The following is a 16,585-nucleotide window of genomic DNA, read 5'->3' as shown; positions in this document are numbered from 1 at the left end:
GGCGTAAGCCAAATATCCGATATCGGCAAGTCAGCCCGCCGGCACGCCTTCCGGCCTGATATGGCGCTTCTGGGCCGCGATTCGAAAGATCGCATTCGGCGCGCCATAGCCACGATAGCCCCGCCGCTCGACGACCTCGAAGAAGAATCCCTCGCCATAGACCGGGCTGTAGAGCTGGAAATATTCGCCATGCTCGTCGCGGTCGTAGAGGATATTGGCGGCGCGCAGGCGCTCGGCGAAATCCGGTTCCAGCCCGAACCGGGCCTCGACATCGTCATAGTAGTTGCGGGTGATCTGAAGCGGCGTGAAACCATTGGCGGCAAGGCGCTCCGACGTTCCGAATATATCCGATGTCGAGAAGGCCACATGCTGGATCGAGGAACCGAAGCTTTCGGCGAGAAAATGGCCGGCCAGCGTCTTGCGATTCTCCGCGCCGTTGAGCGTCACGCGGAACGAACCATTGCTGTTTTCGACAACCTGGCTGCGAACGATGCCCGAGGGGTCGATGATATCGACAACCGGCGTCTTCCTGACATCGAGCAGCGAATTGTAGAACAGGACGGTGGTGAGCAGGTCGTCGTAATTCACGGTTTGGGCAATGTGGTCGATATGCTCAAGCCCGGCGGATTTGACCTGGCTTTCGTCCTCGGCAGCGGAGAATTCGAGGGTCCAGACCGATGCGAGCTGCGCGCTGCCGTCGAGGAAATATAAGATCCCGCCGCCTGGGCCGTAGATCGCCGGTATCGTGGTCTCGCCCTTGGGCACCGGCTGCATGAAGCGCTCCGAGCCGAGTGCCGCGGCGCGATCCACGGCTTCCGTCGCATTCTCGACCTCGAGCCCGAAGGCATAGGCCGATGTGCCGTGAAGATGGAAGGCGGCACTCGCAAATCCCTTCTCCTCGGTATTGACCACCAGCCTGATCGCGCCCTGCTGGTAGAGATCGACCTTCTTCGACTTGTGCCGGCCGACCCGGCGGAAGCCGAGCGTATGGAGCATGTCGATGAGTTCCGGGCTTTCCGATTTGTCGGCTGTGAATTCCACGAAGGCGACGCCTTTCACGCCAGCTCGCCCAGGCATATCAGGAACGGTCAACACAGCATCCGGCTCCGCCCGCTTGACCTCGTCGCCGAGATGGATCAACGAGCGCCTGCCATCACCTGCGATCGCCTTGGTCGACCCGCCGCGGAACTGATCGTTGAAGATTTCCAGCGAGAGATAGCCGTCATAGCCCGTGGCGGCGACGGCGCGCGTGAACCCGGTCACGTCAAGGTCACCCTCGCCGGGCATGTTGCGGAAATGGCGGCTCCAGTAGAGCAGGTCCATGTCGATCAGCGGCGCGTCGGCAAGTTGAACTATGAAGATCTTTTCCTTAGGGATCGATCTGATCGAATTGACGTCGATCTTGCGGGCGAGCGTGTGGAAGCTGTCGAGAATCAGACCGACATTGGGATGATCGGCGCGGCGGACGATCTCCCACGCATCCCGGTGGTCGTTGATGTGCCGGCCCCAGGCGAGTGCCTCGTAGCCGATCCTCAATCCGCGCTTTGCCGCGCGCTCGCCGAGTTGATGGAAATCCGCGGCGGCGCGGTCCAGCCCGCCGAGCGACACGGGCGAGACATTGGAACAGACGAGCACGAGTTCGGCGCCCAGTTCCTGCATGACGTCGAACTTACGTTCGGCCCGGTCGAAGGTCCGCCCCCGCTGCGGCTCGGGCATGCCCTCGAAATCGCGGAACGGCTGGAACAGCGTAATCTCCAGGCCGTGGTCTCGCACCATCCGGCCGACATCGCGTGGCGAGCTATCGGAGGCGAGGAGGTCGTTCTCGAAAATCTCCACGCCGTCAAATCCAGCCTCTGCTATGGCGCGCAGCTTGGCGTCCAATTCGCCGCTCATCGTCACGGTCGCGATTGAGGTCTTCATCTCGTCCTCCTTCCCCGGCAAGTGTCAACTCAGGCTTCTCCGAACAACCGTTGACATAAACGAACTATTTCGTACAATATTTTTCAGTCGCGGAGGAGCGATAATTTTCGCATCCTGAACAAGGGGTGGAAGGAGGAGGAAACATGACAATCGACTTGACCCGTCGTCATTTCATCGGAGGCGCGATCGCCGCGTCGACTTTGCCGCTGCCCGCATTCGCGCAGGACAAGCCCGTGCTCAAGTTCTCGGCCGTCTTTTCCGAGCAGGATATCCGTGCCGAGATGACCAAGATGTTCGCCAAGGAGATCGAGGGCTCGTTCAAGCTCGAGCCCTATTACGGCGGCAACCTCTTCAAGCAGGGCACCGAACTTGTCGCGCTTCAGCGCGGCAATCTCCAGATGGGCAATATCGCGCCGCAGGATTTCGCCAAACAGATTCCGGAATGGTCGGTGCTGAGCTCGGCCTATCTCTTCCGCGATGCGGCCCATGTGCAGAAATTCTTCGCAAGCGACCTTGGCGCCGAATACAAGAAGATGGTCGAAGACCAGCTCTCCGTCCGCATCCTCGGCCCGACCTATTTCGGCTCGCGCCAGGTCGGCCTCAAGCCCGACAAGAAGATCACCACGCCGGCCGACATGGCTGGCATCAAGCTGCGCATGCCGGGTGGCGATGCCTGGCAGTTCCTCGGCACCGCGCTCGGCGCCAACCCGACGGCCATGGCCTATGCCGAGGTCTATACCGGCCTGCAGACCGGTGCGATCGACGGGCAGGACAATCCGCTGCCCAATGTCAAGAACATGAAGTTCTACGAAGTCATGTCGCAGATCGTGCTGACCTCGCATCTCATCGGCTACGATCTGCTCACCGTGTCGAGCAAGGTCTGGAGCGAGATGAGCGCAGAACAGCAGACGGCATTCCAGGCCGCAGCCGACAAGGCGATGAACTGGAGCCAGGACGAGCACATCAAGCAGGAAGGCACGCTGATCGAGGAGTTCAAGGAGGCCGGCCTCAACATCTACGAACCCGATGTCGCCGCCTTCCGCACTTTCGCGCGCGAGAAATATGCTGGTTCCGAACTGTCCAAATCCTGGGCGCCCGGTATCATCGAGAAGATCGAGGCACTCTAGTCAAGACTTGCTCGACGCGAATGTGGCATCGGCGGATGCCGCATTGGCAAATCCGGAACGGGACGACCCTTCATGAATTGGCTTACGAGATACGCGGCCCAAGGCGAGTGGTTGCGGCGGCGGGCGGAGAATGTTCTCGCTATGCTTCTCCTCCTGATGTTCGCGGCCTTCATGCTGCAGATCGTCTTCCGCTACCTGCTCAATTGGCCGATCGGCTGGACCAACGAAATCAGCGTGGCGCTCTGGATCTGGATCGTGCTGTTCGGCGCAGCCTTCGTGGTACGCGAAAGCGAGGAAATCCGCTTCGACCTGTTCTGGGCCGGTGCCGGCGACAGGGCACGGCGGATCATGGTGCTGATCATGGCCGTGGCACTGATTTCGACGTTCGCGCTCTCGCTGCCGGCCGTTATCGACTATGTGATGTTCATGCAGGTCGAGAAGACCGCCTATCTCAAGATCCGCTTCGACTGGCTCTATGCGATCTATGTCGTCTTCGTCATCGCCATGATCGTCCGCTATCTGTGGCTCGGCATTCAGGCGATCCATGGCAAGGCACCCGAAGCTTATGACCCCACCAAGGCGGGCTCCGGCGTATGAACCTCGCGAGCCCATTCTCCATCGCTATTATCCTGATGACGTTCCTGGCGCTGATCGGAATGCCGATCGGTCTTTCGATGATCTGCGGTTCGGTCCTTTACCTGTTCCTCACCGGCGCCGACATGGGAACCGTCGCCGAGCAGTTACTGAACGGAATGTACACCAATTACATCATCCTTGCGGTGCCGCTCTTCATCCTGGCGGCCGAGTTCATGAATATCGGCTCGATGACCGAGCGGCTTCTGACCTTCTGCAACGTGCTGGTCGGCCGCTTTCGTGGCGGGTTGGCGCAGGTCAATGTGGTCCAGAGCATCATCTTCGCCGGCATGTCCGGCTCGGCCATCGCCGATGCGGCGGGCTCGGGCCGGATGATGCAGAACATGATGACCCGCGACAATCGCTACACGCCGAGCTTCGCCGCAGCGCTGACGGCCGTGACCTCGGTCATCGGCCCGATCATCCCGCCATCGATCCCGATGGTGCTCTATGCGCTCGTTTCCGATGCGTCGATCGGCTACCTCTTTCTCGGCGGCATGATACCCGGTCTGTTGATGGCCGGCCTGCAAATGATGCAGGTGGCGATCACCGCGCGCCGCAAGAACTTTCCGGTCGAGGATCCGGTGCCGCTCAGGGAAATTCCGCTGATCACCTGGCGGGCATTCCCGTCGCTGATGATGCCCGTCCTGCTGCTCGGCTGCATCTATAGCGGCATCACCACGCCGACCGAGGCCGCCGCGCTCGCCGCCGCCTATGCGCTGGTGATTTCGGTCGTGCTCTACCGCTCGATCAGTTTCACGGATTTCTACGGCTCATTGCTTGTCAGCGCCAAGACGTCCGCTTCCATCGGCATGCTGATCGCCGGGTCGCTGGTGTTCAACTACGTCGTGACCGTCGAAAACATCCCGGACAGCATCCGCGTATTGCTGACTGGCTGGGAGATGACGCCGACGACGTTCCTGATACTCGTCAATGTCATCCTGCTAATCCTCGGCTGCATCCTCGAAGGCACCGCCATCCTGCTGATCATCGTCCCGGTTTTCATCCCCACGGCACAGGCGCTCGGCATCGACATGGTGCATTTCGGCGTCGTCGTCGTGGTCAACATCATGCTGGGGCTGGTGACGCCGCCTTACGGGCTGCTGCTCTTCATCATGACCAACATTTCCGGCGCACCGGTGAAGGATATCATCCGCGATGCCGCACCCTTCATCTTCTGGATGGTGGTCTGCCTCATCATCATCACCTTCGTACCGGAAACCGTCCTCTTCCTGCCCCGCCTGCTGGGCTACCAGGGATAATGCCATGACCGCTGACATCAAACCGCTCTATGTCCTCAACGGCCCGAACCTCAACCGCCTCGGCAAGCGCGAGCCCGAGATTTACGGCAAGACCACGCTCGCCGAAGTCGAGGCGTTCTGCCGCGATGCGGCGGGCGACTGGAAGGTCGAATTCCGCCAGACCAACAGCGAGGAACGGATGATCGACTGGATCCACGAGGCGATCGACGAAGGTTCGGCCATCATCATCAACCCCGCAGGCTGGACTTTCACCTCGATCGCCATCCTAGATGCGCTCAAGATGTTCCCCGGCCCGATCATCGAGTTCCACATCTCCAACGTCCACCGGCGCGAAGCGATCTACCACAAGTCGCTCGTTTCCATGACGGCCACGGCGGTCATGGCGGGGCTCGGCGCGGAGGGCTACGGGATCGCGGTCGCCGCGATCCGGGATTTGGTGCGACGCCGACAGCGATAACCGCTCAGAATGCCCCACAGTCGACAGATGACGAGTAGAGTCCGCTTTAGACAATCCCCAGACCTTGGCGCCGAGTACCCAAAAGTCCGCTTTCTCCTTTGGTATCCTAGCAGCGGACAGTCGGTAGTCGGCCCCATCTCCGTCATTTGATGGCGTTAGTTCAGTGGCCGCTATGGCCGCAATGACGAGTAGATGGTGCATATCCGTTGTCTAGCTCACCCACCAATTCCAGATAGTCAGTGTACCGGACCGCCACTCATTGGAGATCTGACTTCAAATGCCCGCCTTGATGGGATTCGATCCGCAGACCCACCCAAACGGGGGGGTGTCTGAAAGTGGTTCCCGAAGAGACGTTATGCGATCTTTTCAGCAAACTCGAAACAAGGCGTGAACCTTCGCCCTCGGCAGCTGCATTTCGCTGGATACCAGATCGGAGGGCCTTGGGCGTCATGGAGTTGAGAATTTTGCCTTCAAAGCGTACTTCACCATCTGTCACGGGAGCGAAGCCAAGAATGCTGTAACCAGTCGTGGATTTCCCGCAACCGCTTTCGCCGACGAGCGCGCTTCCCGGTCCGCGCACGCACCAAACGGTTGATAGTCGTTCACTCCTTCGGCTTCATTGCCGATCGGCTACAGCCTCATATGCTTCGATCAGAAGTTTCGAGTTCTCAGGACGGGCCTGGAGTTTTCCCTTCTCGATCTCGAATGCCACGTCCATCACACGCTGATTGACTGGCGCGGACTGGCCGTGCTTTCGCAATGTGTCCACGACCCAGCCATTGACTTCCTGAACCTCAGCACGCCGACCTTTGCGCCAATCCTGGAGTGAGGTCGTCAGGGTGTCCGATTGAGAGAATGTCTTCAATACCTCCTCGAAAATCTGATCGACGTACCGATCCGGATGATTGGTTGTGACAGGGGGCATACCGATGATGGGAACGACCTTTGCGCCATCAGCCAAGGCAGCGCGCATGGCTTCGTAACCGGCTTCCCGCATGACCTCCAGCATTCCCGGTGCCCGGGCAGCATCGGCAAGCGGCAAATTGGGGATTGCAGACGGGATCAACTCAGCAGCGTTGACCACGAGCTTCATCCATTTTGCAGAGCGAATATCATCGGTGACCTCAACGGTACCTGGATTGCGCAGCAGTTCTGCAACGCTTTCCACTCGCTCCTGCGTCTTGGGATCAAGCGCGCCGAGAGCAAACCACGATGTATCATGATCGTTTTGCCGGTTGGTTACGCCAGGCACGAACATATTGGACGCAATCTCGATAACCGCGCCGATAGTCCGTTCCCGGCCGACGATGGCTGCGATATCATCATGGGTCATGCCGTTTTGAAGGCCTACAACAAGGCCATCCGGTGCGAGGCAAGGCTCTATCAGTTGGCATGCCCATTTGGTGTCGTATGCCTTGACGATGAGGAAGACGAGGTCGAACGGCTCACGAATCTCGGCCACCTGGCACAGGTGTAACGCGGGCACTTTGACGTTGATGGTGCGGGTCGGCAAGTTGACCGTAATGCCATTTTCACGAATTGCCATGACGTGTTCAGGCCACTGTTCGATGAACGTGACATCAAGTCCCGCTAAAGCAAAATCCGCTCCGATCGATGCGCCCTGCGCGCCTGTTCCGACGAACGCGATCCTTGGACCGCCTTCTTTATTCCAAGTCATGTACTATCTCCATCTGGCAGTGCTAGGGGCGCCTAATCTGCGCATACACTATGGCCATTGATTCCGGCTAGCGATCGGTCTCACGATTGTCGACAGCCGCGAAATGTTCGAAAGCTAAGTTGGCAAATCTCCGCGTCCCGTGTTTCCATAAAAGGGTTTAACTGACTATTCTGCCTTGTCTGGAACGCGTCTTCGGAACGCGGATAGTCCTATCGCCGAAAGCATCATATTTGGGTTCCTCTGACTTCTTCCCCGGTTCATCCGTCGAGGAGCTTGTTTCGCATTGACAAACGCTCTGAGACGCCCCGGCCTCACGCAAAGCTAGCTTGCAAAACGAGGAAAACTTGACACATCCCTTGGACAAAAGAGCAATCAACATCATTCCTCCACAATCTCTGTTTCCCTCAGAGCGCTTTTCGGCGGCTCGAACTGGCCCGTCATAGAGCACTGATGCGACGCTATTCATGCCGAGGCACTTTCAACGATTTCACAATCTGATCTATCGCCCCAGGTTCGGTTGTAATCAGCACCGCCAGAATAACGACAGCTCCAAATTCTGGATATTTCCAACTAGACCCCCCAGAATTGAACTCCGGATCGAAGCCTGTTTCAGCGCTGGAACAGATCGTCCGCAGGCAACTCGCCGGAATAGGCCGCCGTCAGCAATCTGATTAAAGGTCCACGTGCCAAGGCTTCCGGATTCCAGTATGGCTTTGCCAAAATCTCGTCGACTGCCTGCTCGATACCCTCCGCGGGCATACCGATATCTTTTAGAGCAATTTGACCACCGAGCTTCCTCGTCAGATCGAACAAGCCGAGCGGCGCCCGTTCCTGATTGATGGCCCTTGCTATCCGCTGCATGGCTTGCGGCGCGGCATGGGCATTATAGGCCAGGGCATAGGGCAGAATTATCGTATGCATTGACGCATGAGGGAGACCAAACATGCCGCCAAGGGTGTGACAGAGTTTGTGATGCAGTGCCATGCCAACCGAACCCAGGCAAACACCGCATAGCCACGCTCCGTAGAGAGCATCCGACCGCGCAGCCAAATCGGATGGATTTGCCTGAATCAGAGGCAGGGCCCGGGCAATCGCCGAAATGCCCTCTTCTGCCATCATGGAAATGACCGGATTGGCTTCGCGCGCGTAAAGCGCCTCTGCCGCATGGGCTATGGCATTTACGCCGCTCGTAACCGACATCCCCACGGGCAGGGTCAAGGTTAGATCCACATCGTAGATGATCACCTCCGGAAGGATCCGGGGGTCGGACTTGGTCACCTTTTTTCCAGCTTCCGTCTCGCCGAGGATGGGTGTTGCCTCCGATCCGGCATAGGTCGTTGGAACAACAATCTGCGGCAGGTCCGTGCGAAAAGCGATGGCTTTGCCAAGTCCGGTTGTTGAACCGCCGCCAATGGAGACCACGGCGTCCGCATCCCGCGATGCGATCAGGTCCATCGCATTCTGGGTGACATCCGTCGGCGTATGCATCTGCGCACCCGCAAACAGGCCAACCGTACGCGCACCGAGGTTAACGGCAATTGCCCCCGCCTGTTCTTCCTGTTCAGGTGTAGACAACACCACAATACGTTTAACGCCGAGGCGATCAGCCTCTTCGCCCAACCGCGAAATAGTGCCCGATCCGAAAATCACCCGGCCCGGATTTGCGCTATAGACAAAATCGCTCATGCGAATTCCTTACCGTTGTGTCTGGCCATCAGGAAGCCAGTACGAAATTGCACTCGACAGTGTGGAATGGGTTGGAGAACCCGAGCTCCGTAGCCTGAGCGGCATCGTCTTTCTCCACAAATTCGACGATCAGATCGGCCTTTACCCCAAACACCGCATCGGAGTGGAGATAGGGGCAATCGGGCGTGAAGATATGGGTGGTAATAGGCTGATATCCATCGGCTCCGACAATGAAGTGAATATGCGCAGGCCGGAACGGATGCCGACCCATGGCGGTGAGCAGCTTGCCGACAGGACCATCATCCGGGATCGGGTAATATTTCGGCTTAACCGACCGGAACCAATAACGACCGTCAGCATCGGTTTTAAAGATGCCGCGCAGGTTCATCTCCGGTTGGACACCCTTTTGCTGCACATCGTAAAAGCCTTCATCATTGGCCTGCCAGACATCGAGCAAGGCACCGGCAACAGGTTTTCCCGCCGTGTCGGAGACCCGTCCGGCCACCAGAAGCGGCTCGCCCTTCCCGTCCAGGCAAATATTGGCGCCATTTTCGTAACGCGGCGCATTCGAAACATGGAACGGCCCGAGCACCGTTGTTTCTGTGGCGCCTGTAGGCTTCCGGTTATTGATCGCGTCGACGAGCATCGACACACCGAGAATGTCAGACAGCAGGATATATTCCTGCCGCCAATCACTGCAGATCTGACCCGTTTGCGTGAGAAACTGGATGGCAGCCATCCATTCCGCTTCCGTGGGCTCAATTTCTTTCACAGCAGCGTGCAGATGCCAGATCAAGACACTCATGACGCTACGCAGCCGCTCATCCTTTGACGCAGCCATGCGGGCGATTACAACGTCTGCTGAGTTTTCCTCGGTGAAATAACCGTCTTTTGCATCGCTTGCGGGAACCTGTGCGTGATCAGTCATCGCCTTCATCCTTGTTCTTTGATTATCGGGGGATAATGCGATCCGCACGCAACCGATCGAAAGCATCGGTAAAGGATGCAACAGTATCCTGATAGTCGAGGAAGCCGAGTTTCCGGCTCAAAGTCATATCGTTGAAAGTTTCGACTTCGCGACCAAGATCAGCGTCGGTATGCCAGAATGATGCAACCTTGGAGAGATGGTTGGGCTCAAGGTCGTTCTTGGCGACAATGTTGTCCCAGATCGGACCTGCATCCGCCATGCTAATTTCCAATGGCCCCGCTTTGCCGGGATAAGGAGCGGCATCGATACCGAAATAAGCTGCCAAGCGCGGCCACAGCCAGTTCCAGCGGAAGATTTCACCGTTGACGACGTTGAATGCGAGATTTTTAGCCTGGGGTGTTGTGGCCGCCCAGAGCAGATGTTTCGCAAGAATTCGGCCGTCCGTCACATCGATGGCTGCTTCCCATTGCTGCGGCGAACCCGGAAACACGAACGGACGACCCGTCTCGCGGCAGATCGAAGCATAAACCCCAAGCGTGGCTGCCATGTTCATGACATTGCCGACCGCATACCCGATTAGTGTGTGCGGCCGGTGAACGGACCAGGTGAAACCGTCACGCTTTGCGGCTGCAAAGACTTCATCTTCCTGGACATAATAGAAATTGTCGAAAGGAAGCCGCGGCTGATCTTCACGGAATGGGGTTTCCGGTTTGGATTTGGCATAGGCCTCGAAGGGCCCGAGGTAGTGCTTGGTCCCCGTGACGAGTGCCGTATGTTCCACGCCCCGGCCCTCCACCGCCTGGAGCAGGTTGCGGACCATGCCACCGTTCACGCGAATATTCTCGACTTCCGTTGCCTGTCGCGACCAGGTGGTAATGAACACATGGCTGGGGCGTACGTCTGCCAGGGCCGCCTTGAGACTGGCTGGATCATTCAGGTCAGCATTCAGCGAATTAACGCCGTCCAGGCGGGAGGGGGACCGTGACAGACCGGAGACCGTCCACCCTCCTGCGGAGAGCAGATGTTCCGCGAGATGGCCGCCTACGATTCCGGTGATGCCAGCGATGAGTGCATGTTTCATAAAAATTGTCTCAACTATTGAGGAGGGTTATTTTGATGCTGCGCGTGGCATCCTGACCGAACGCAAAGGCTTCCACAGCTTCGGTCAATGCGAAGTCGTGCGTCTGGATCGGTGAAAGATCAAGACCTGTTCGCTCCAGAAACCGAATGGCTGCAGGCCATACGCCAGGGGAGCCTATGCAGCCTTTCACGGTCAAATTCTTCATCTGAATCTGCCCGATGTTGACCGGCACCTTCCGGCCGATATTGATGCCGACCATCGACATGCGCCCTTCCTCGCGAGCATAATCGAATGCTGCGGCAAGTGATGCATCGTGTCCGGATGCCTCGATCACCAGATCAGCGCCGTGGCCACCGGTAAACTCGCGTACCTTCTCGGCCGCACCGCCGTCCGACGGATCAATCACAACGTCTGCGCCAAGCTTCAATGCTACATCGCGCCGGGTCGAGAGCGGATCGATGACAATCACGCGCGCACCCATGCCGATGGCTGCCGCCGCGGAAACGAGACCGATCGTACCCCCGCCGGAAACCACCACCGTTTCGCTGGCATTCGTGCCGCCAGAACGCAACACCGCGTAGAAGCCGCATGTAAACGGCTCGATGAGAGCAGCTCTCTTATTGTCCACGGCGTCCGGCAACTTATGCAGCCATTCGGGATTCACCGTGAAGAATTCACGATCCGCGCCACTGAGTGAAAAGCCGAAATGATGCAACCGCTCTGGCGTACGCACCACACATTCACCGACCACCCGGTCGCCTACTTTGAAACCCTTGACGGCCTGCCCGACCTCGACAATTTCGCCGGCCCATTCATGGCCCGGTGTAACCGGATAGGCGATGGGAATGATGTATCGTCCGGCCAGCAATTCGTAGTCGGAATGGCAGATGCCAACGGCCTTTGTACGAACCAGAACTTCCGTTGGAGCAACTTCCGGCATCGGCATGTCAGCAATGACGGGTTTTTCCGGAGCCTCGAAAACCAGTGCTTTCATATGTTTTCTCCCGCGTATTTCATTAAAGTGTCTCGACCATCCCGGACCCAGCCGAGCGGACGATGGCTTCCAAAAGTGCAATGTTGTCGATCATCTCCTGCCCGGTGATCGGGTATGGGGCAATGCCCCGCACCGCATGGGCGAATGCACGAAGGTTGTCGCGCACCGGTTCTGCCGGATTAACCTCACGTACCGTAATCGGCTTGTCTTTCCATCCTTCGGTAACGATCCATCCGTCCGGCGCCTCGACATGCGCCTTATCGCGCACTTCGATCCAGCCTAGTGTGCCGAAGATTGCAAAACGGGAAATGAAGGGGGTTGCGAGGGTCGCAGACACATAGGCCGAACCACCGTTTACGAAGCGCACATGCGCGCTCATGGTGTCACCTTGCGGAATCCCGGAGGCAAGATTTTCACAGGCAACGCGGACGTCGCGTGCCGGACCCATCAACCGGACGGAAAGATCGGTCAGGTGGATGCCCGTCGCTGTCATTCCGCCAGCAGGAGCCTGATCGGCTTTTAGTCGCCAGTTGGTCGGATCGAGTGTCAGAAACTTGTCGTGACTGAAATTTGCTTCGATCTGCAGCAGGCGTCCCAATTTTCCGTTGTCTGCAGCATCAAGTATGGCCGCGATTGGGGGCTCGAAACGGCGCTCATGCCCCATTCCCAGAACAAGTCCTGCTTCATGGCAACGGGCCACAGACCGCTCCGCACCTGCCCGGGTCAGAGCAAGCGGCTTTTCACAGAACACGTGTTTTCCGGCGGAAACTGCCTCAGTGATCTGCTCTTCATGCAGGGAATGGGGCGTTGCAAGAACAACTGCCTCGATCTCCGGATCGGCAAGAGCACTGGATAGTGTTTCCGAAAAGGTCAGTCCACGCTCATCCGCGAAAGCCTTGGCTTCCGGCGTGGGATCGACGGCGCGCGTGAAACGCATGTCCGCTCCGCCGGCATTGACCAGTTGGGTCATCTTCTTGCCCCACCATCCAAGGCCGACGATGGCGGCATTGACCGTTTTGATTGGAGCGGTCATCAGCGATTATCCACCCGCTTGCTGAAAGGATGAATTTTGACATCTTCCCAGATCTTGGCGGCGTTGAACGGATCGTTGGCGTTGAACGCGACAACGGCTTCCTTGCTGTCGGCTTCGAGAACGAATAGCGAGCCGATCATGGTCTCGTTGTCGTCGGCCAATAACGGACCTGAAATCAACGTCTTCACCGTAGCTTTAGCCAGGTAGGCCTTGTGAGCCTCGTAGTGGGCGAGCCGGTCTGCGAGCGCATTCGGTCGATCCAGGCAGTGTACAATATAGTGCATGTTACCTCTCTTCGGCCTCCATCAGTTGATGGAGTAGCCTCCATCAATCATCAAAAGCTGACCTGTAATGCCGCTGGCACCTTCGGACAGGAGGAAGCCCACCGCAGATGCGATTTCCTCAGGCCGAATCAAGCGGCCAATGGGCGTATCGTCCATCCATTGTTTCATGACCTGGGGCTGTGTACGTCCGACCTCGGCAAGCATCACCGTATCCGTGTAACCGGGGCCGACAGCATTGACCCGCACGCCGGTTTTGGCCCATTCCACAGCCAAAACGCGGCACATATGAGCGACCGCGGCCTTGGAAACGTCGTAACCGACATGCAGTTCGGGGCGGACCGCTTTCACGCCCGCGATAGATGAGGTCATCACCACAGACCCGCGACCGGCTGCTATCATGGCTTTGGCGAAAGTTTGTACGGTCCAAAACACGCCATCCAGATTGATGCTCATTACCCGGCGCCACTCATCCTGAGTGTGTCCAAGTGCGGGCTTTTCGTAGGACATCCCGGCATTGGCAAAGACACCATGAAGGGGGCCGTATCGAGCCTTGATATCAGCGGCAGCTTCCTCGATTGAGCTCAAATTGGTTACATCGAAAACACTGCCATAGGCTTTCCCGGCAGCCCGGTTGATCTCTTCAGCTACGGATTTGACGGTGTCATCGCGATCTGCTGCGATAACAGTGGCTCCGCGCGCACTGAGATGGCGGCACGTGGCACTGCCGATACCTCCCGCGGCTCCGGTCACAAGGACAACCCGGTCTTTGAAATCCTGGGGTTCGCTCATTTTACATCTCGCATATCGACAAGTATTTTCATCTGGGTGCCTGAAGGGTCGAGCAGTGCCTCGAAGCCTTTTTCAACAACGTCATCAGGAGCGATTGTCGCTGTGACAATCTTTTCGACCGGGAAAATCCCCGCGCCGATCATTGCCGCGATGCGCGGCCAGATCGTCACCGGATAGCACCACGTAGCTTCTACGGTAATGTCTTTGAGAGCCCACAACATGGCATCGATTGCTGCGGGTTTGACATGCAGACCGACCTGAACCACCTTGCCCTGGCGACGGACGGCTTTTGCACACAGACTAAGCGATGCCTCAGCACCGACGCATTCAAGTGCAACATCAAGCCCGACACCCTCCTCCGTATGTTCACGAAAGAGTTTCGCGGGATCGGCCTCACGCGGGTCGAATACAATGGCCTCGGGGACCAGTTTCTGGGCAAGATTCCTGCGGTTCGTATTGGGTTCGGAGACAAAGATCGTCGAGGCACCCGCAGCCTTGACTGCAAGGAGCACCAGCGCACCGATTGGTCCCACACCGGAAACAAGCACTGTCGAACCGGACCCTACCCCGCCACGGTCGACGGCATAAAGTGCAACAGCCGCGGGCTCGATCATTGCGGCCTGTATGTCGCTGACGCTGTCGGGCACAGGAAAGACATTGTAGCCATTAACGACGGCCAATTCTCCCACTCCGCCCCAATCCCATGACAGGCCGACGCAGGCCATCTTTTCGCTGAGATGAAACAGTCCGCGCCGACCATAGTAATCATCACGCGGTGAGATTAACGGCTGGATGGATACGCGATCTCCCACCTTCACGTGAGTGATGCCACTACCGACCTGCTTCACCCGGGCCGAAAACTCATGGCCGAGGATTTGCGGCAGCTGTGCACCCGAATAAACATGCGCAATTGCCGGAGTAACGATCGGCCCTGCGATATACTCATGCAAATCAGTGCCGCAAATACCGCACACGATCGGTTCAATCAGAACCTGATCCTCCGCAAGAGGACCGGAGGGCGCCGGCACATCCTCTACCCTGATGTCCCGTTTGGAATAATATCGAACCGCTTTCATGTAATTTCTCCGTAAAATCAATTCTATTGCGCCGTGTAGCCGCCATCGCACACGAGGCTGCTTCCGGTAACGAATCGCGCCTCATCCGAAGCAAGAAACAGGACACAATTGGCAACATCGACTGGTTCAACCAACGTCAGCGGATGTTTCGACTTCATCATTTCCAGATAATGATCAAGGCCGCCTGGATAGGTTTCGCCCGCATGCATGAACAGGGGAGTCTTTGTCGATCCTGGATGAATCGCATTGACGCGGATGCCGTGCGGGGCTTAACAAATGGCATCGGTTTTAGTCATCGACAGCACGGCCCCTTTCGTGGCCTGATAGGGTGGAAGATCGTCATTGCCGATCAATCCGTAAATCGATGAAAAGTTGACGATCGATCCGCGCTTTGCAGCCATCATAGGTTTTAGGGCATGCTTCGTGCATAGAAAAACGCCGCGAACATTGACCGCAAATATCCTGTCCCACTCCTCCGATGTCACTTCATGTGCAAACTTGTTCACGCCGGTAATGGCGGCGTTGTTGACGAGGACATCAAGCTTGCCCCAGCGATCAACAACCTCAGTGACACCAGCCTCGACTGCTTTTTCGTCCGACACATCCACCCGGACGAAAATCGCATCGCCTCCCTTGTCAATGATGGCTTGGGCGACCTTGGAACCGGCCTCGGCGCTAACGTCGAAGATGGCAATTTTTGATCCTTCTTCGGCAAAGCGATAGCTCGTTGCCTCTCCAATGCCGGTGCTTCCTCCGGTTATGATCGACACCTTATTTTCCAGTCGTGCCATTGGATTCCCTTTCAAATTCAACCAATGAAATCAGCCGCCTCCATTCGCAGGGCTAGATCAGGACCATGCCGCCATCGACCATCATGGTTTGGCCGGTGATGTAATCCGATGCGTCAGAAGCGAGGAACGTGGTGACGCCGGCTATGTCCTTTGGCGCTGAAACCCGGCCAAGAAGAATAGACTGTGAGAATTCATTGATTGCTTGCTCTGGTTTGGAGGTCAGACCGTGCTCCATGAATTCGCGGTCAAGTTGTTGCCAAAGCTCAGTCGCCACTACGCCTGGCGCAAAGCAGTTCACAGTGATCCTGTGTTCGGCCAAGGCCCTTGCTGCTGCCTGGGTCAAGGCCACAACTGCAAATTTCGAGGCACAGTAATGGGCAAAGAGGGGATAGCCCTGCTTGCCGGCAATTGACGCTGTGTTGACGATTTTACCGCCGCCGCCCTGCGCGATCATCTGCCGGGCTGCCTCTTGCGTACCAAGGAGCACGCCCAAGCCATTGACCTTCATGATCCGGTTGAAGTCGTCTTCGGTCACATCGAGAAACGGACACGTCTGGCTGATGCCGGCATTGTTGAACATGACATCGAGCCTGCCGAATCTGCTGGCGACTTCACTGATCATGGCCTTGACGCTCTGTCTTTCGGCGACATCGACGGAAACCGCATGCGCTTCCGCGCCGGTTTTTCTGATTTCAGCGGCAACTGCCTCGCTCGCGTCCTTGTTCAAATCGGCTATGATGACGCGTGCGCCATTGGCGGCAAGGTCTTGGACAATGCCCGCGCCGATCCCGCGCCCGGCACCCGTTACAATAACGACCTTGTCTTTTACTGAATTGCTCATGTCTC

16 protein-coding genes and 1 pseudogene are annotated in these 16,585 nt (G+C 57.5%); 4 read left to right on the top strand and 13 right to left on the bottom strand.

Going from position 1 to position 16,585, the window contains the following annotated elements; translation table 11 throughout:
• Window positions 1-30 precede the first annotated feature (30 nt).
• Window positions 31-1,920 carry a bifunctional sugar phosphate isomerase/epimerase/4-hydroxyphenylpyruvate dioxygenase family protein gene (locus FHS21_RS25060; RefSeq protein ID WP_183664685.1) on the bottom strand — a complete coding sequence of 630 codons (1,890 nt, stop codon included), beginning with the start codon at window positions 1,918-1,920 and terminating at the stop codon, window positions 31-33.
• A gap of 143 nt (window positions 1,921-2,063) precedes the next feature.
• Here FHS21_RS25060 and dctP point away from each other — a divergent pair, with 143 nt between their 5' ends.
• The 4 genes from dctP to FHS21_RS25040 all read left to right on the top strand — a co-directional run bounded on the left by dctP (window position 2,064) and on the right by FHS21_RS25040 (window position 5,399).
• Entirely contained in the window at window positions 2,064-3,047 is a 984-nt protein-coding gene (dctP, locus tag FHS21_RS25055; protein WP_183664683.1) for a TRAP transporter substrate-binding protein DctP, read from the top strand.
• Window positions 3,048-3,119: 72 nt separating this feature from the next.
• The gene (locus tag FHS21_RS25050) at window positions 3,120-3,644 is read left to right on the top strand and encodes a TRAP transporter small permease (protein WP_183664681.1); all 525 of its coding nucleotides are present in this window, start codon (window positions 3,120-3,122) and stop codon (window positions 3,642-3,644) included.
• The gene (locus FHS21_RS25045) at window positions 3,641-4,942 is read left to right on the top strand and encodes a TRAP transporter large permease (RefSeq protein ID WP_183664679.1); all 1,302 of its coding nucleotides are present in this window, start codon (window positions 3,641-3,643) and stop codon (window positions 4,940-4,942) included. Before FHS21_RS25050 ends, FHS21_RS25045 begins: the two co-directional genes overlap by 4 nt.
• Before the next feature lie 4 nt (window positions 4,943-4,946).
• The gene (locus FHS21_RS25040) at window positions 4,947-5,399 is read left to right on the top strand and encodes a type II 3-dehydroquinate dehydratase (RefSeq protein ID WP_183664677.1); all 453 of its coding nucleotides are present in this window, start codon (window positions 4,947-4,949) and stop codon (window positions 5,397-5,399) included.
• A gap of 256 nt (window positions 5,400-5,655) precedes the next feature.
• Here the strand turns inward: FHS21_RS25040 and FHS21_RS31250 are convergent, their stop codons facing one another.
• From FHS21_RS31250 to FHS21_RS24980, 12 genes and pseudogenes are all read right to left on the bottom strand, one after another.
• Window positions 5,656-5,979, bottom strand: a complete 324-nt coding sequence (locus FHS21_RS31250) for an ATP-binding cassette domain-containing protein (protein WP_183664675.1) — start codon at window positions 5,977-5,979, stop codon at window positions 5,656-5,658.
• 36 nt (window positions 5,980-6,015) lie between these two features.
• Window positions 6,016-7,077 carry a ketopantoate reductase family protein gene (locus FHS21_RS25030; RefSeq protein WP_183664673.1) on the bottom strand — a complete coding sequence of 354 codons (1,062 nt, stop codon included), beginning with the start codon at window positions 7,075-7,077 and terminating at the stop codon, window positions 6,016-6,018.
• Between the two features lie 609 nt (window positions 7,078-7,686).
• On the bottom strand, window positions 7,687-8,763 hold the full coding sequence (locus FHS21_RS25025; protein ID WP_183664671.1) for a maleylacetate reductase: 1,077 nt from the start codon (window positions 8,761-8,763) through the stop codon (window positions 7,687-7,689).
• Between the two features lie 28 nt (window positions 8,764-8,791).
• Complete coding sequence (locus tag FHS21_RS25020) at window positions 8,792-9,691, bottom strand: intradiol ring-cleavage dioxygenase (protein WP_183664669.1); 900 nt, start codon at window positions 9,689-9,691, stop codon at window positions 8,792-8,794.
• Window positions 9,692-9,713: 22 nt separating this feature from the next.
• Window positions 9,714-10,772 (bottom strand): SDR family oxidoreductase, encoded by a 1,059-nt coding sequence (locus FHS21_RS25015; RefSeq protein WP_183664667.1) that lies wholly within the window; start codon window positions 10,770-10,772, stop codon window positions 9,714-9,716.
• A gap of 10 nt (window positions 10,773-10,782) precedes the next feature.
• On the bottom strand, window positions 10,783-11,766 hold the full coding sequence (locus FHS21_RS25010) for a zinc-dependent alcohol dehydrogenase (RefSeq protein WP_183664665.1): 984 nt from the start codon (window positions 11,764-11,766) through the stop codon (window positions 10,783-10,785).
• Window positions 11,767-11,788: 22 nt separating this feature from the next.
• The gene (locus FHS21_RS25005) at window positions 11,789-12,799 is read right to left on the bottom strand and encodes a Gfo/Idh/MocA family protein (protein ID WP_183664663.1); all 1,011 of its coding nucleotides are present in this window, start codon (window positions 12,797-12,799) and stop codon (window positions 11,789-11,791) included.
• Entirely contained in the window at window positions 12,799-13,083 is a 285-nt protein-coding gene (locus tag FHS21_RS25000; RefSeq protein ID WP_183664661.1) for a YciI family protein, read from the bottom strand. The genes FHS21_RS25005 and FHS21_RS25000 overlap by 1 nt, the downstream gene beginning before the upstream one ends.
• A 21-nt stretch (window positions 13,084-13,104) precedes the next feature.
• Window positions 13,105-13,872, bottom strand: a complete 768-nt coding sequence (locus tag FHS21_RS24995; RefSeq protein WP_183664659.1) for an SDR family NAD(P)-dependent oxidoreductase — start codon at window positions 13,870-13,872, stop codon at window positions 13,105-13,107.
• Window positions 13,869-14,948 (bottom strand): 2,3-butanediol dehydrogenase, encoded by a 1,080-nt coding sequence (locus FHS21_RS24990; RefSeq protein ID WP_183664658.1) that lies wholly within the window; start codon window positions 14,946-14,948, stop codon window positions 13,869-13,871. Before FHS21_RS24990 ends, FHS21_RS24995 begins: the two co-directional genes overlap by 4 nt.
• 23 nt (window positions 14,949-14,971) lie before the next feature.
• Window positions 14,972-15,739: pseudogene (locus tag FHS21_RS24985) on the bottom strand (SDR family NAD(P)-dependent oxidoreductase).
• A gap of 52 nt (window positions 15,740-15,791) precedes the next feature.
• Window positions 15,792-16,580 (bottom strand): glucose 1-dehydrogenase, encoded by a 789-nt coding sequence (locus FHS21_RS24980; protein WP_183664656.1) that lies wholly within the window; start codon window positions 16,578-16,580, stop codon window positions 15,792-15,794.
• Window positions 16,581-16,585: the final 5 nt, after the last annotated feature.

The organism is Phyllobacterium trifolii (genome assembly GCF_014192095.1).
GTDB lineage: Bacteria > Pseudomonadota > Alphaproteobacteria > Rhizobiales > Rhizobiaceae > Phyllobacterium > Phyllobacterium trifolii.
Note: the sequence above shows the minus strand (reverse complement) of the source record. Positions and strands in the feature narration are given on the sequence as shown.

Coding starts and splice junctions, on each gene's coding strand:
- FHS21_RS25050 (WP_183664681.1), top strand. CDS start 3,120: ATGAATTGGCTTACGAGATACGCGGCCCAAGGCGAGTGGTTGCGGCGG.
- FHS21_RS25045 (WP_183664679.1), top strand. CDS start 3,641: ATGAACCTCGCGAGCCCATTCTCCATCGCTATTATCCTGATGACGTTC.
- FHS21_RS24995 (WP_183664659.1), bottom strand. CDS start 13,872: ATGAGCGAACCCCAGGATTTCAAAGACCGGGTTGTCCTTGTGACCGGA.
- FHS21_RS25030 (WP_183664673.1), bottom strand. CDS start 7,077: ATGACTTGGAATAAAGAAGGCGGTCCAAGGATCGCGTTCGTCGGAACA.
- FHS21_RS24990 (WP_183664658.1), bottom strand. CDS start 14,948: ATGAAAGCGGTTCGATATTATTCCAAACGGGACATCAGGGTAGAGGAT.
- FHS21_RS25005 (WP_183664663.1), bottom strand. CDS start 12,799: ATGACCGCTCCAATCAAAACGGTCAATGCCGCCATCGTCGGCCTTGGA.
- FHS21_RS25040 (WP_183664677.1), top strand. CDS start 4,947: ATGACCGCTGACATCAAACCGCTCTATGTCCTCAACGGCCCGAACCTC.
- FHS21_RS25015 (WP_183664667.1), bottom strand. CDS start 10,772: ATGAAACATGCACTCATCGCTGGCATCACCGGAATCGTAGGCGGCCAT.
- FHS21_RS25010 (WP_183664665.1), bottom strand. CDS start 11,766: ATGAAAGCACTGGTTTTCGAGGCTCCGGAAAAACCCGTCATTGCTGAC.
- FHS21_RS25000 (WP_183664661.1), bottom strand. CDS start 13,083: ATGCACTATATTGTACACTGCCTGGATCGACCGAATGCGCTCGCAGAC.
- FHS21_RS25060 (WP_183664685.1), bottom strand. CDS start 1,920: ATGAAGACCTCAATCGCGACCGTGACGATGAGCGGCGAATTGGACGCC.
- FHS21_RS24980 (WP_183664656.1), bottom strand. CDS start 16,580: ATGAGCAATTCAGTAAAAGACAAGGTCGTTATTGTAACGGGTGCCGGG.
- FHS21_RS25025 (WP_183664671.1), bottom strand. CDS start 8,763: ATGAGCGATTTTGTCTATAGCGCAAATCCGGGCCGGGTGATTTTCGGA.
- dctP (WP_183664683.1), top strand. CDS start 2,064: ATGACAATCGACTTGACCCGTCGTCATTTCATCGGAGGCGCGATCGCC.
- FHS21_RS25020 (WP_183664669.1), bottom strand. CDS start 9,691: ATGACTGATCACGCACAGGTTCCCGCAAGCGATGCAAAAGACGGTTAT.